Consider the following 13,728-nt stretch of genomic DNA (forward strand, 5'->3'; position numbering starts at 1 on the left):
GAGCCGCGGCTACGCCTCTTCGGCCAGCCGGTGCTTGAGTGCGTCGAACTCGTCCTTGATGCCCGTCGGCAGCTTCTCGCCGACGAACTCGAACCACTCCTCGATCAGCGGCAGCTCCTCGCGCCACTCATCGGCACGCACCGCCAGCGCTGCTTCGACATCGGCGAGGTCGACGTCCAGACCGGACAGGTCGAGATCCTCAGCCGTCGGCACGATGCCGATCGGCGTCGACCGACCCGACGCCCGGCCCTCGATGCGATCGATCGCCCACTTCAGCACGCGGCTGTTCTCGCCGAAGCCCGGCCACAGGAAGCGGCCGTCGTCGCCGCGGCGGAACCAGTTGACGAAGAACACCTTCGGCAGTTTGGACTCGTCGGAGTTCTTGCCGATGTCGATCCAGTGCTGGAAGTAGTCGCCGACGTTGTAGCCGAGGAACGGCAGCATCGCCATCGGATCGCGGCGCACCGTGCCGACCTTGCCCTCGGCCGCGGCGGTCTGCTCGGAACCCATTGTGGCGCCGATGAATACGCCGTGCTGCCAGTCGGTGGCCTGCGTCACCAGCGGCACCGTGGTCTTGCGGCGCGCGCCGAACAGAATCGCCGAGATCGGCACGCCCTGCGGGTCGTCCCACTCCGGGGCCAGCGTCGGGCACTGCGACATCGGCGTGCAGTAGCGCGAATTCGGGTGCGCGGCCTTCTCCTCGGAGTCGGGCGTCCAGTCGCGGCCCTTCCAGTCGATCAGGTGCTGCGGGTCGCCTTCGAGGCCTTCCCACCACACGTCGCCGTCGTCGGTCAGCGCCACGTTGGTGAAGACGGTGTTGCCGGCCTCGATGGTCTTCATCGCATTCGGGTTGGTCTTCCAGTTGGTGCCCGGCGCGACGCCGAAGAAGCCGAACTCCGGATTGACCGCGTACAGTCGGCCGTCCTTGCCGAACCGCATCCACGCGATGTCGTCGCCCAAAGTCTCGGCACGCCAGCCGGGTACGGTCGGCTGGATCATCGCCAGGTTGGTCTTACCGCACGCCGACGGGAACGCCGCCGCAATGTAGTACGCCTTGTTCTCCGGGCTGATCAGCTTGAGGATCAGCATGTGCTCGGCGAGCCAGCCCTCATCGTGGGCCATCGCCGAGGCGATCCGCAGCGAGTAGCACTTCTTGCCCAGCAGCGCGTTGCCGCCGTAGCCCGAGCCGAAGCTCCAGATCTCGCGGGTCTCAGGGAAGTGGCTGATGTACTTGGTGTCGTTGCACGGCCAGGGCACATCCTTTTGACCTGGCTCCAGCGGGGCGCCGACCGAGTGCAGCGCCTTGACGAAGAAGCCGTCGTCGCCGAGCTTGTCCAACGCGGCCTTGCCCATCCGGGTCATGGTGCGCATCGACACGACGACGTACTCGGAGTCGGTGATCTCCACGCCGAGCTTGGGATCCTCGGCACCCAGCGGGCCCATGCAGAACGGCACCACCCACATCGTGCGCCCGCGCATGCAGCCCCGGTACAGGTCGGTCATGATCGAGCGCATCTCGGTCGGGTCCATCCAGTTGTTGGTGGGCCCGGCGTCGATCTCGCGCTCGGAACAGATGAAGGTGCGCGACTCGACGCGCGCGACGTCGGACGGGTCGGACAGCGCAAGGTATGAATTGGGCTTCTTCTCGTCGTTGAGCCGACGGAAGGTGCCGGCCTCAACCAGGTGAGCGGTCAACCGCTCGAACTCTTCCTCCGAACCGTCGGCGAACACCACTCGATCGGGCTGAGTCAGCTCTGCGACCTCTTGGACCCAGGCCAGCAATCCCTGGTGTTTGGTCGGTGCGGTGTCCAGACCCGGAATGGTCGCTGCGGTCATCTGTGTGCCTATCCAATCTTCCTGCGTACGGGTTCCAGCCAGGACGCAGGTCCTCGCGCCGGCATGGCGGTCACGTCCTTAGTACAGAGGTTAACGTGGGTGACATACCCGCGGTTAATCGGAACTATGTCCGATGACTCACAGGAACGATTCAGATTAGCGTTACCCGGGAGTAACCGGAGCAATAGCGCGTCAAGCATCAGTCCGCGCGCGCATCGAACCATTGCCGGACGGCTCCGGCGCCGGGCCGTACAGTTCAGCGCGCACCGCATCGAGCGCTTGCTGCAGCGGCGGCAGCCGGCGCTCGGCCACCGCGGCCGCACGCGCCGTCGCCAGCGCATGCTCGCGCAGCTCGGCGTCGATCTCGGCGATCCGCTCGGCCGCGGTCGCGCTCTCCCGTTCGTCCAGCGCGGCCAGTTCCGAGGTCAACGAGGCTTCGGCGGCCAGCACGCGGGTGGCGACGAGCTGCTCGGTTGACGATCGCAGGGTGGTGGTGACGTCGGTGACCCACCGGTCGAGCACGGCGCGATCGTGCAGGAGTCCACGGATGCCGACGACCCACACCGTGAGCACCAGCCCCACGACACCGCCGGCCACCAGTCCCGCAATGGTCAACCCCGGCGCGACGCCAGCGAACAGCCGGCTCACCGCCAGCGCCACACCGAGCCCGAAGCCGGCGCCCAGCACCATCATCAGCCGGGTTTCCAGACGTCGCGATTTCAGCGGCGGCGCGGGGATTTCCGGGCGCTGGACGGCCGACGTGGCAGCGGGTGCGGTCAGGCCGAGCTCGCGTGCGACATCGCCGAGATGCTTGGTGATGCCTTCGTCGACTTCGGCGACCACCTCGTCGGCGCGGCTGCGCACATACTTCTCGAACCGGCCGATGCGGCGCCTGCTGAGACCCGAGACGTCCTCTTGCAGTTCCGAACGCACCGACGTACACCGGTTGCGGGCGAAATACGACAGCTGAACCCGCGCCTGCTGGATCTGGCTGCGCAGAGCGATGGTGCGCTCGGATTTCGACAGCCGACGGCCGCGCAGGATGTCGTCGCGGCGTTTGCGCAGTGCGGTGACGCGGGCCTCCCGATCGGCGCCGGAGCCATCGGCCCGATATCGTGCCATCACTGTCTCCAGCCGGGTTTCCCAGGCGCGCAGGCGGTTTCGGCGCTTGGTATCAGGGTCATTCAATCGCGCCGACAGCAGCTCGACCAGTTCGTCGAGCTGTGGTTTGCCCGCTTCGGGGGCGGCGGCCACCCCCACCCACGGCATGTGCGCGTACCGAGGCGCCCGCTCGGCGAGGATGGCCTGGTCGGCGGCCAGCACATCGCGCCAGCCGCGGTGGGTGTCGATCTTGGCGACTGCACCGATCACTAAGTCGGTGTGGTTGGCGGCCAGATCGACCAGCGCACAATCGGATTCGGTCACCGGCGCGATCGCCGACAACACGAACACCACCGCGGCGGGGGCATCGGCCGGGCCGAGTTCTTCGGATTCGACGAAGGTGTGCTCGGGCATCCGCTCGCGCAGCGCCGCAATGAGACTCGTCGTACCCGCCAGCCACGGCCCGGTCACCAGCACCACGTCGCGGCTTTCGATTCCCGGCGAACGCAGCCCCGGATCGACCGCCGCCACCACGGCATCCGCCGCCGCGACAGGATCGTCTGTCACAGCACCCTCCCCACCAGCCGCAGCGAGCCACGCGCGATGTCGGCCCCGCACGTGCGGTGCAGCGCATCCACCGGACCGCGGCTGTAACGCCGCCAGTGCACCGCCCTGCGCAGATGCGCTGCCGGCCCGTCGCCGCGATCGACATCGAGCCCGGCCGCCTCCACGACGTCGACGGCCGCGGCCATCACCGCGACAACGGCGTCATCGGAAGCGAGGAACTCCGCGACGCGCTCGGAATGCACTGCCAGCGCCTGCAATTCGGCGACGGCCGAGCGCACCCGCCGATACCGTGCCGGCGCCGCGACGATATGTACCGCCGCAACGACGTCATCGACACCACTGACCTTCCGCAGCACCGCGGGTAGCGCCTCAGGCGCGACGCCCCGGCCCAGCGCCGCGACCGCGGTGGCGATGCCGAACCGATCCAAGCGCTCCAACAGGCGCGCCCGCACCTCGCGTGGCAACCGATGCGGGCACTGCACGAACGCATCGGTGGAACTCAGATCGGCGGGCTCGGCCGACAGCGCCCGCAACGCCGCGACCGCCTCGTCGTCAAGCGTCACATCCGCTAGCAACGCCGCCATCGGCACCGTCGGCACCCCGGTCAGCGCGCGGCACTGCGCGGCCCGTTCACCGGCCATGCCACCCAGCAGGTCGGCCTTGTTCAGCACCATCAGCGTCGAATCGCCCGCCGCCGAGTCTTCGGGTTTGACCGCCTCGGCCACCACGAGCACCGCCACGTCGGCCGCCTCGCCGTCGGTCACCACGACGCCCGCGCTCGAAAGCGCCCGAGCGACCGTCCCGGCGCCCACCCCGGCTCGGCCCCGCACAGCAACACTCAACGGACAACCGAGACGCCGGATGATTGGCGTCAACCGCGGTTCGCGAGTCCTCTCAGCGAACCGAATCAGCGCGTCGGCGAAAATCTGGCGGCCTTCCTGCTAGCACACCGGACAGCTGCCCGGCGGGTACGGCAAATGCTCCCACCTCCGCGGCACCGCCGCGAGCAGTTGTTTTGTACCTGCCGAAGGCAACTGTTGGGTATCAATCTCTACCACGATGCGGGCACACCGGCGTTGATGAGCGACCATGGACGAATGCATGCGCGCGACGTACCCGCCGCCACGCATCAGCATCGCCGCGTCACCAGCTTCCGTTCCCGGCGGTCCTCTCTGTCCGGCGGCCAGCAAGCAACCTGGGAGCGACGCTGGCCGGAGCTGGGCATGGCGGCCCGCGACGACGCCGGTAACCCCAACCGCCTCGACACCGTCACCTGGTTCGGCCGCGAGGCACCGGTGGTGCTCGAGATCGGCTGCGGCGCCGGCACCTCGACCCTGGCCATGGCGCAGGCCGAACCGCATCTCGATGTGGTCGCCGTGGAGGTCTACAAACGCGGGCTCGCGCAGCTGCTCAGCGCCATCGACCGCGAAGGCGTCACCAACATCCGGCTGATCCGCGGCGACGGCGTCGACGTGCTCGAGCACATGTTCGGCCCGGCGTCGCTGACCGGCGTGCGGGTGTTCTTCCCCGACCCGTGGCCGAAGGCCCGCCACCACAAGCGGCGGCTGCTGCAACCGGCCACCGTCGCGCTGATCGCCGACCGGCTCCGCCCCGGCGGCATCCTGCACGCAGCCACCGACCACGCCGGCTACGCCGAACAGATCGCCGAAGTCGGCGACGCCGAACCCCGGCTGCAGCGGGTCACCGCCACCACCGCAGCCCTGCCGATCTCGGTGCAGCGCCCGGTCACCAAATACGAGAACAAGGCGCAGACCGCGGGCAGCGAGGTCGCCGAACTGGTCTGGGAGAAGCGGCGATGAGCGTGACGGAAGACATCCCCGACACGGGCGAGCAGATGGGGGCCGCCCCGACCCCACCCGAGCCCACCCCGTCCGGAGGGCAGGAGCGAAGCGACTCGGGAATCGGTATCGGCGTGCAGCGGGTGCTGCTGGTGTGGGACGCGCCCAACCTGGACATGGGCCTCGGCTCGATCCTGGGCGGGCGACCGACTGCCGCGCACCGGCCCCGCTTCGATGCGCTGGGCCGCTGGCTGCTGGCCCGCACCGCCGAGCTCGCCGCGAACAGACCTGATGTCTCACTGGAGCCGGAAGCCACCGTCTTCACCAACATCGCCCCAGGTAGCGCCGATGTGGTTAGGCCGTGGGTGGAGGCATTGCGTAACGTGGGGTTCGCGGTTTTCGCCAAGCCGAAGATCGATGACGACAGCGACGTCGACAGCGACATGCTCAACCACATCGCGCTGCGCCGCAGCGAGGGTCTGGCCAGCGTGCTGGTGGCCTCCGCCGACGGGCAGGCGTTCAAGCAGCCGCTGGAAGAGATCGCCCGCGACGGCACTCCCGTTCAGGTGCTCGGATTTCGCGAACATGCAAGTTGGGCGCTAGCGTCGGATACCTTGGAGTTTGTCGACCTGGAGGACATTCCTGGTGTTTTCCGGGAACCGCTACCGCGAATCGGCCTAGATTCGCTGCCCGAGCAAGGGGCTTGGCTGCAGCCATTCCGGCCGCTGTCCTCGCTACTGACCTCGCGAATGTAGACGACAACTGAATTGCGCGGGGTCGCAGAAAGACTAGTAAGGAGCTTACGTGTTCGCCTGGTGGGGTCGAACGGTGTACCGATACCGATACATCGTGATCGGCGTCATGGTCGCCCTGTGCCTGGGTGGCGGCATCTTCGGGATGAGCCTGGGCAAGCACGTCACACAGAGCGGCTTCTATGACGACGGCAGTGAATCGGTGCACGCTTCGCTGGTTGCCGACGAGGCGTACGGCCGTGATACGTCGGGTCACATCATTGCGCTTTACACCGCGCCCGAGGGCAAGACCGTCGACGATCCAGCTTTCACGAAGAAAATTCTGGACAATTTGGCGCAGCTTGAACGTGACCACCCCGACGAAATTCTGCGGTCGATCGGTTATTTCAAGAGCCCCGAAATCCTCAAGAACATGGCGGACGGGGACAAACAACACGCGTTTATGTCCGTCCAGCTCAAGGGCGACAACGACGACGCGATCCTGAACAACTACAAGTTGGTCAAAGACGATCTGCTCAAGATCCGCGACGACGGCGTCGACGTGAAACTTGCCGGTCTGCAGCCGCTGGCCGCCGAATTGACCGGCACCATCGGCGAAGACCAACGGCGCGGCGAACTGCTCGGCGTGCCGCTTGTCATGGTCGTGCTGTTCTTCGTGTTCGGCGGCGTGGTCGCGGCCAGCTTGCCGATGATCGTCGGCGGCCTGACCATCGCCGGCTCGCTGGGCGTCATGCGGCTCGTCGCCGAATTCGCGCCCGTGCACTTCTTCGCCCAGCCCGTGGTGACCCTCGTCGGGCTCGGTATCGCGATCGACTTCGGTCTCTACATCGTGAGCCGGTTCCGAGAAGAAATCGCCGAGGGTTATGACACCGAGGCCGCCGTGCGGCGGACGATGATGACGTCGGGCCGCACCGTGACGTTCTCCGCGGTGATCATCGTCGCGTCCGCGTTGCCGCTGCTGCTGTTCCCGCAGGGCTTCCTGAAGTCCATCACCTACGCGATCATCGTCACGGTCATGCTGTCGGCGATCCTGTCGATCACGGTGCTGGCCGGCGCGCTGGCCATCCTCGGACCCAACGTCGACGCCTTCGGGGTGCGCACCCTGCTGCGGGTGCCGTTCCTGCGCAACTGGCCGCTGTCGCGCCGCATCATCGAGTGGTTCGCCGAGAAGACGCAGAAGACCAAGACCCGCGAAGAGGTCGAGCAGGGCTTCTGGGGCAAGCTCGTCAACCGAGTGATGAAGCGGCCCATCGCATTTGCCGCGCCGATCACCATCATCCTGATTCTGATGATCATCCCGCTGGGCCAGCTGTCGCTCGGTGGTATCAGCGAAAAGTATTTGCCCCCAGACAATTCCGTGCGCCAGGCGCAGGAGGAATTCGACAGGACCTTCCCCGGTTTCCGCACCGAACCGCTGACCATCGTGATGGAAAGCGACAACGACGAACCCATCACCGATCAACAGATCGCCGATATACGGGCCAAGGCGATGACAGTGTCAGGCTTCATCCAACCCGAAGACGACCCGTCGAAGATGTGGCAGGAACGCCCGTATCTCGATGGCGCGTCCAAGGACCCGTCGGTTCGGGTGATCCAGAACGGTCTGGAGAACCGCAACGACGCCGCGGAGAAGATCGACGAGCTGCGAGCGCTGACACCGCCACGCGGCATTACCGTGTCCGTCGGCGGTACGCCCGCACTGGAGCAGGACAGCATCCACAGCCTGTTCTCGCAGCTGCCGTTGATGGTGACCGTGCTGATCGTCACCACGACCATCCTGATGTTCCTGGCATTCGGCTCGGTGGTGCTGCCGATCAAGGCCGCCGTGATGAGCGCGCTCACGTTGGGTTCGACGATGGGTGTGCTCACGTGGATGTTCGTCGACGGCCACGGCGCCGGCTTGATGAACTACACCCCGCAGCCGCTGATGGCGCCGATGATCGGCATGATCATCGCGATCATCTGGGGTCTGTCCACGGACTACGAGGTGTTCCTGGTGTCCCGCATGGTCGAGGCCCGCGAGCGCGGTATGTCCACCGCCGAGGCCATCCGGATCGGCACCGCCACGACGGGTCGGTTGATCACCGGCGCCGCGCTGATCCTGGCGGTGGTGGCCGGTGCGTTCGCGTTCTCCGACCTGGTGATGATGAAGTACCTGGCGTTCGGCCTGCTGATCGCACTGCTGTTGGACGCCACCGTGATCCGGATGTTCCTGGTACCGGCCATCATGAAGCTGCTCGGCGACGACTGCTGGTGGGCGCCGCGCTGGATGAAGCGCATCCAGGAGCGCTTGGGGCTCGGCGAAACCGAATTGCCCGACGAGCGCAAGCGTCCCACCGCAAGCGAGCCCGACGAGGCCCTCGTCGGTGCCGGTGCGCCGGTGCCGCCTTCGCCTACGCGCCCGCGTCCGCCGCACGATCCGACGCATCCCGGCGTTGAGGGCGCTTCGCGTCCTGGCCCGGTTCGGATCGCGCCCCGGGCGAGTGGTCCGTCGGGGGCCGGTACGACGCGCATCCCGTCACCGCAGAACCCTCGGCCTGAACCGCCCACCACGCGGCTGTCCATGGCCAAGAACGCGGTGCGCAACGTGGTGAACAACGCGACGACGGCCATCCCCACGCACCGCCCCCCACGTCCGTCGGCTCCACCGCCGCCGCCACGCGAGGAACGCGAGATCGAGTCGTGGTTGGGCGAATTGCGCGGCGCCCCTTCGGGTTCCAAGCCGCCGTCGGCCGACCCGACGCGGGCGATGCCCGAAGCGCAGAGGCCGCGCCCGCCGCGTGGAGGCCGGCCGCCGCAGGGCAACGAACCCACCACGGCGATTCCGACGCCGGGAACCCCGCCCGAGGGCAACCGGCGGCCTCGCAACGCGGCGCCGGCGGATGCCACCACGGCCATCCCGACGCCGCGCAAGCAGGACCCCGAGTCGACCGAGAAGCTCAACACGCCCGAGGAGAACGAGCGTAAGCGTCGCGGCGGCGGGATGAGCGCCCAGGACTTGCTGCGGCGCGAGGGTCGGCTGTAGCGCGCTACTCCTTCGCCGGCTCTACGTCATCGGCTTCGGCATCGATGATGGCGCCGTCGTCCCCCTCTGCCTCCTGACGGGCCTCCTCGGCCGCCGGGTCCCTGGCCAGCAGCACCCGCACCGCGCTGTTGAGGAACGCCATCGTGGGCACCGCCAGCAGCGCGCCGACGATGCCGGCCAAGACCCCGCCGCCCGCGATGGCCAACACGATCGCCAACGGGTGAATCGACACCGCCCGGCCCATCACCAACGGCTGCAGCACGTGTCCCTCCAACTGCTGCACGGCGACGATGAGCCCCAGCGTGATCAGCGCGTAGATGAAGCCCTTGGCGATCAGCGCCACGATGACCGCGAGGAATCCGGTGACCACGGCACCGACCAGCGGGATGAACGCGCCGAGGAACACCAGCGAGGCCAGCGGAAGTGCCAGCGGCACCCCCATGATCGCCAGGCCGGTGCCGATGCCGACCGCGTCGACCAACGCGACCAAAAACGTCGCCCGCACGAAGCCGATCAGCGAGCGGAACCCGGCCCGGCCCGCGTCGCGCACCCGCTCACGCACGTGGTCGGGAAAGATCAGCGTGACGAAGCCGAAGATGTTGCGGCCGCCGTGCAGCAGGAAGATCAGCGTGAACAGCATGAGCAGCGCGCCGGTGACGATCTCGGTGATGGTGCCCGCGGTCGACAACGCGCCGGTGGTCAGCCGCTCCTGATTGTTCTGCAGCGCCTCGATGGCGGCGTCGCCGGCGTTGTCGATCTGCTCACGGCTCAGGTGCAGCGGGCCGCTGATCAACCAGTCGCGGACCCCGTCGATGCTGCGGGTGACCTGTTCGACCAATTCCGGTGTGCCCTCGACGAACTGGCTGATGACAAAGCTCAGGATGCCGCCCACCACCGCGATTCCGGTGAGCAGCACCAGCGCCACCGCGCCGCCGCGGGGAGCGCCTCGCCGGTCCAGGAAGTCGACGGCGGGCAGCAGCAGCGCGGTGAGGATCGTCGCCAGCGCGAACGGCACCACGATCACCTCGAGCCGCTTGATCAGCCACAGCAGGGCGACCAGGGCGGCGAGGATGACCAGCAGCCGCCAGGCCCAGGCCGCGCCTTTGCGCACGAGAGGGGACACCGACTTGTCGTCAATATGTAGGCCCGCTGGCATGCCGGTTAGCGTAACGGCCGGTCATGCCGCTTCGACCGATCCGAGGCGGTTCGCGCGCGCAAACCCGGAATGCGGTTCGCTACGCCTTACCCTGTAGGGCGTGTCCCACGACGCGCCGGCTAGCGCGCGCAGCCGAGAGGCACCCGTCCGCGGCAAGTACTGGTGGCTGCGATGGGTGATCATCGGCGTCGCCGCGATAGTGCTGGCCGTCGAAGTCGGGCTGGTGTGGGACCAGCTTGCCAAGGCGTGGAAGAGCCTGATCTCGGCCAACTGGTGGTGGGTGCTGGCCGCGGTGGTGGCAGCGATGGCGTCGATGCACAGCTTCGCCCAGATCCAGCGCACGCTGCTGGCGTCGGCCGGGGTGGCGGTCAAGCAGTGGCGGTCCGAAGCCGCGTTCTACGCCGGCAACGCGCTCAGTACGACGATGCCGGGCGGCCCGGTGCTCTCGGCCACCTTCATCTACCGCCAGCAGCGCATCTGGGGCGCTTCGCCGGTGGTGGCCTCATGGCAGCTGGTGATGTCGGGGGTGCTGCAGGTGATCGGCCTGGCGCTGCTGGGCCTCGGCGGCGCATTCATGCTGGGCGCCAGCAAAAACCCACTGTCGCTTATCTTTTCGCTCGGCGGCCTGCTGGCCATCGTGCTGTTGGGCCAGGCGGTCGCGACGCGCCCGGAGCTGATCGACGGCATCGGCGCCAAGGTGTTGTCGTGGGTAAACCAGATTCGCGGCAAGCCCACCGACACCGGCCTGGCGAAATGGCGCGAGCTGCTGACCCAGTTGGAGTCGGTCAGCCTGGGCCGCCGCGATCTGTCGGTGGCGTTCAGTTGGTCTCTGTTCAACTGGATCGCCGACGTGGGCGCTCTGCTGTTCGCGTGCTATGCCGCGGGCGGGCATCCGTCGATCGCCGGCGTCACCGTCGCCTACGCCGCCGCCCGCGCCGTCGGCTCCATCCCGCTGATGCCCGGCGGGCTGCTCGTCGTCGAGGCGGTGCTGGTGCCGGGCCTGGTGTCCAGCGGGATGACGCTGGCGTCGTCGATCTCCGCGATGCTGATCTACCGGCTGGTCAGCTGGATCTTCATCGCGGCCATCGGCTGGGTGGTGTTCTTCTTCATGTTCCGCACCGAGAAGGACATCGACCCCGACGCGGCGTTGGCCGACGGTGAGGTGGCGGTCGAGGGCCCACCGCAGTTCAGCCCCGATCCCGAGGCGCGACACGAACCCGACCCATAGGAGCGGCGTATGCGGTACCTCAAGACTGCGGTGGCCCTTGGTGCCGCACTGGCGCTGACGGCGTGCGGCGGCGACGAGCCTCCCCCGGACGCAAGCCCGGCCACGACCACCACACCCGCGGTGCCCACACCCGTCATCGGTTCGGTGCTGGCCGCGCCGATTCCGGTGCAGGCCACCGACGGGCGCACCCACCTGGCGTACGAGCTGACACTGACCAACATGCACCCCGACATCGCGACGTTGACGTCGGTGAGCGCGGTGGCCGGCGACCGCAAGCTGCTCACGCTGGCCGGGGACAGCCTGAGGTTCTGGACCCGGACCGTCGGCAACCCGGGCACTCCCGCCAATGTCATCGGGCCCGGACAGACCGCGGTCGTGTGGCTCGATGTCGTCGTCAACGACCCGTCTCAGGTGCCCGACGAGATCATCCACGAGGTCGGCGTCGACGTGGCCAGGCCGACGCCGCCGCTGGTGCCGCCACGGCTGACGGAGCGGATCGCCGAGGTCGATGTGCAGACCCGCGAGCCGGCATCCATCGCGCCGCCGCTGAACGGTGAGGACTGGGTGAACGCCAACGGCTGCTGCGGCATGTCGGCGCATCGGATGGCGGTCAATCCGATCAACGGAAAGCTCTGGGCGGCTGAACGATTCGCGATCGACTATGTGCAGCTCGGGCCTGGAGGGCGGCTGTTCTCCGGGGACAAGTCGAAGGTGGAGAGCTATCCGTACTTCGGCGCCGACATCCACGCGGTGGCCGACGGTCCGGTAGTCGCCGTTGTCGACGGCTTGCCCGAACAGACCCCCGGCGTCAGCCCGACCGGTCTGACGCTCGATCAGTACGGCGGCAACCACGTCGTGCAGGACATCGGTGACGGCAATTACGCCTTCTACGCACATCTGAAGCCGGGCAGCCTGAAGGTGAAGGAGGGCGACGAGCTGACCACCGGTCAAGTGATCGCCGCGCTGGGCAATTCGGGCAACTCCGACGCCCCGCATCTGCACTTCCATCTGATGGACGGGCCGGATCCGTTGGCGGCCAACGGATTACCATTCGTCATCAAATCGTTCCGGCTGGACTCCCGGCTGGCGTCCGATGACGGCGTCGAAGCACTGCTGAACGGCAGACCCGCCGCACTGCAGCCCGGCTTCGCGGCCCGCGACCAGTCGGAGGTGAGCCCGCTGGAGCTCGATGTGATGACGTATGCGACGCAGTAGCTTTGCGCTGCTGGCCGACCTCGCGTGTGTGGTGCTGTTCTGCACCATCGGCCGGCGCAGCCACGCCGAGGGGCTTTCGATCGCGGGCATCGCCCAAACCGCGTGGCCCTTTCTGGCCGGAACGGCGGTCGGCTGGCTGCTGTCAGTTGGCTGGCGTCGCCCGCTGGCGCTGATGCCGACCGGTGTGGTGGTCTGGGTGTGCACCGTCGCGGTCGGAATGGTGCTGCGCGCGTTGACGTCTCAAGGCGTCTCGCCGAGTTTCGTGGTGGTGGCGTCGCTGGTGACGAGCGTGCTGCTGCTGGGCTGGCGGGGCGCAGCGATGTTCGCTTCCGCGAGGCTGTAGTTATCGAGAAGAAGTTCGAGAGCCGACCACGATAACGACAGTCTCGCGGTGGGTCTGGCGTCAGGTCGCCACCGTCAACGTCGCGCGCAGGCCGCCCAACGGCCCGTCGGACAATTCGATGCTGCCGCCGTGCAGCGCGGCCTGCTGCGCCACCAACGCCAAGCCCAGCCCGGAGCCGCCCGGCGCCGCGGTACTGCCGCGGCGGAACCGGCCCAGCACCTCTTGATGTTCCTCGGCCGGCAGCCCGCGGCCGTTGTCGTCGACGACGATGGTCAGCACACCGTCCTTGCGATGCGCGGCCAACACCACCCTGCTTGCCTGCCCGTGTGTGATCGCGTTGCGCACCAAGTTGTCCACCGCGAGCCGCAGCCCACCCGGCCAACCCCAGACGCTGCCGATGTCGTCGTCGACGTCCACATCGATCTGGACGTCGACGCCGCCGCGCATGTTCTCGCGGGCCACCCGGTCGAGCAGGTCGGTCACGTCGATCAGCTCGCGGTCCTCGTCTTGGGCCAACTGCCCCGACGCCAGCTGGCCCAGCGCGGTGATGATCGCCTCCACCCGCCGTTGCGCGCGCGACAGGTCCGCCACTACTTCGGCGCGCTCCTCGGCCGGCAGATCGTGGATGCGCAGCGTGTCCAGATCGGCACGCATCGCGGTCAGCGGAGTGCGTAGCTTCCCTTGTCTTTCGGGGACGCCTCGTAGG

General features: G+C 67.8%; 11 protein-coding genes. 6 read left to right on the forward strand and 5 right to left on the reverse strand.

What is annotated here, in order from left to right; genetic code table 11:
• Nucleotides 1–9: 9 nt before the first annotated feature.
• The 3 genes from CWS39_RS03150 to CWS39_RS03160 form a co-directional block, all read right to left on the reverse strand.
• Nucleotides 10–1,836, reverse strand: coding sequence for a phosphoenolpyruvate carboxykinase (GTP) (locus tag CWS39_RS03150; RefSeq protein ID WP_102141438.1), 1,827 nt, complete (start codon nucleotides 1,834–1,836; stop codon nucleotides 10–12).
• Nucleotides 1,837–2,028: 192 nt separating this feature from the next.
• Nucleotides 2,029–3,504: a hypothetical protein gene (locus CWS39_RS03155; RefSeq protein WP_102141439.1), complete on the reverse strand. Its 1,476-nt coding sequence runs from the start codon at nucleotides 3,502–3,504 to the stop codon at nucleotides 2,029–2,031.
• Nucleotides 3,501–4,334, reverse strand: a complete 834-nt coding sequence (locus CWS39_RS03160; RefSeq protein WP_233213336.1) for a hypothetical protein — start codon at nucleotides 4,332–4,334, stop codon at nucleotides 3,501–3,503. The genes CWS39_RS03155 and CWS39_RS03160 overlap by 4 nt, the downstream gene beginning before the upstream one ends.
• 249 nt (nucleotides 4,335–4,583) lie before the next feature.
• Between CWS39_RS03160 and trmB the strand changes: the two genes are divergently transcribed.
• Genes trmB through mmpL3 form a run of 3 tightly spaced genes read left to right on the forward strand, consistent with a single transcriptional unit; the run spans nucleotide 4,584 to nucleotide 9,080 of the window.
• Complete coding sequence (gene trmB, locus CWS39_RS03165; RefSeq protein WP_102141477.1) at nucleotides 4,584–5,324, forward strand: tRNA (guanosine(46)-N7)-methyltransferase TrmB; 741 nt, start codon at nucleotides 4,584–4,586, stop codon at nucleotides 5,322–5,324.
• Nucleotides 5,321–6,058: an NYN domain-containing protein gene (locus CWS39_RS03170; RefSeq protein ID WP_102141441.1), complete on the forward strand. Its 738-nt coding sequence runs from the start codon at nucleotides 5,321–5,323 to the stop codon at nucleotides 6,056–6,058. The genes trmB and CWS39_RS03170 overlap by 4 nt, the downstream gene beginning before the upstream one ends.
• Before the next feature lie 49 nt (nucleotides 6,059–6,107).
• Nucleotides 6,108–9,080 carry a trehalose monomycolate exporter MmpL3 gene (mmpL3, locus tag CWS39_RS03175; RefSeq protein WP_102141442.1) on the forward strand — a complete coding sequence of 991 codons (2,973 nt, stop codon included), beginning with the start codon at nucleotides 6,108–6,110 and terminating at the stop codon, nucleotides 9,078–9,080.
• Between the two features lie 4 nt (nucleotides 9,081–9,084).
• On the opposite strand, the gene CWS39_RS03180 is transcribed toward mmpL3, so the two are convergent.
• Entirely contained in the window at nucleotides 9,085–10,236 is a 1,152-nt protein-coding gene (locus CWS39_RS03180) for an AI-2E family transporter (protein ID WP_102141443.1), read from the reverse strand.
• Between the two features lie 100 nt (nucleotides 10,237–10,336).
• Here CWS39_RS03180 and CWS39_RS03185 point away from each other — a divergent pair, with 100 nt between their 5' ends.
• Genes CWS39_RS03185 through CWS39_RS03195 form a run of 3 tightly spaced genes read left to right on the forward strand, consistent with a single transcriptional unit; the run spans nucleotide 10,337 to nucleotide 13,022 of the window.
• Nucleotides 10,337–11,464: a lysylphosphatidylglycerol synthase transmembrane domain-containing protein gene (locus tag CWS39_RS03185; protein WP_102141444.1), complete on the forward strand. Its 1,128-nt coding sequence runs from the start codon at nucleotides 10,337–10,339 to the stop codon at nucleotides 11,462–11,464.
• 9 nt (nucleotides 11,465–11,473) lie between these two features.
• Nucleotides 11,474–12,679, forward strand: a complete 1,206-nt coding sequence (locus CWS39_RS03190) for a M23 family metallopeptidase (protein ID WP_102141445.1) — start codon at nucleotides 11,474–11,476, stop codon at nucleotides 12,677–12,679.
• A complete protein-coding gene (locus CWS39_RS03195; RefSeq protein ID WP_102141446.1) occupies nucleotides 12,666–13,022 on the forward strand; it encodes a DUF3054 domain-containing protein in 357 nt (118 codons plus the stop codon). Before CWS39_RS03190 ends, CWS39_RS03195 begins: the two co-directional genes overlap by 14 nt.
• Nucleotides 13,023–13,082: 60 nt before the next feature.
• On the opposite strand, the gene CWS39_RS03200 is transcribed toward CWS39_RS03195, so the two are convergent.
• Nucleotides 13,083–13,728 (reverse strand): sensor histidine kinase (locus CWS39_RS03200; RefSeq protein WP_142386799.1); only part of this gene is annotated, 646 nt, incomplete at its 5' end.

Source organism: Mycobacterium hubeiense (assembly GCF_002838065.1).
GTDB classification, from domain to species: Bacteria; Actinomycetota; Actinomycetes; order Mycobacteriales; family Mycobacteriaceae; genus Mycobacterium; species Mycobacterium hubeiense.

What these genes read in the sequence shown, in the direction of transcription:
- CWS39_RS03195 (WP_102141446.1), top strand. Translation starts at nt 12,666, where the DNA reads ATGCGACGCAGTAGCTTTGCGCTGCTGGCCGACCTCGCGTGTGTGGTG.
- CWS39_RS03150 (WP_102141438.1), bottom strand. Translation starts at nt 1,836, where the DNA reads ATGACCGCAGCGACCATTCCGGGTCTGGACACCGCACCGACCAAACAC.
- CWS39_RS03170 (WP_102141441.1), top strand. Translation starts at nt 5,321, where the DNA reads ATGAGCGTGACGGAAGACATCCCCGACACGGGCGAGCAGATGGGGGCC.
- CWS39_RS03180 (WP_102141443.1), bottom strand. Translation starts at nt 10,236, where the DNA reads ATGCCAGCGGGCCTACATATTGACGACAAGTCGGTGTCCCCTCTCGTG.
- trmB (WP_102141477.1), top strand. Translation starts at nt 4,584, where the DNA reads ATGAGCGACCATGGACGAATGCATGCGCGCGACGTACCCGCCGCCACG.
- CWS39_RS03190 (WP_102141445.1), top strand. Translation starts at nt 11,474, where the DNA reads ATGCGGTACCTCAAGACTGCGGTGGCCCTTGGTGCCGCACTGGCGCTG.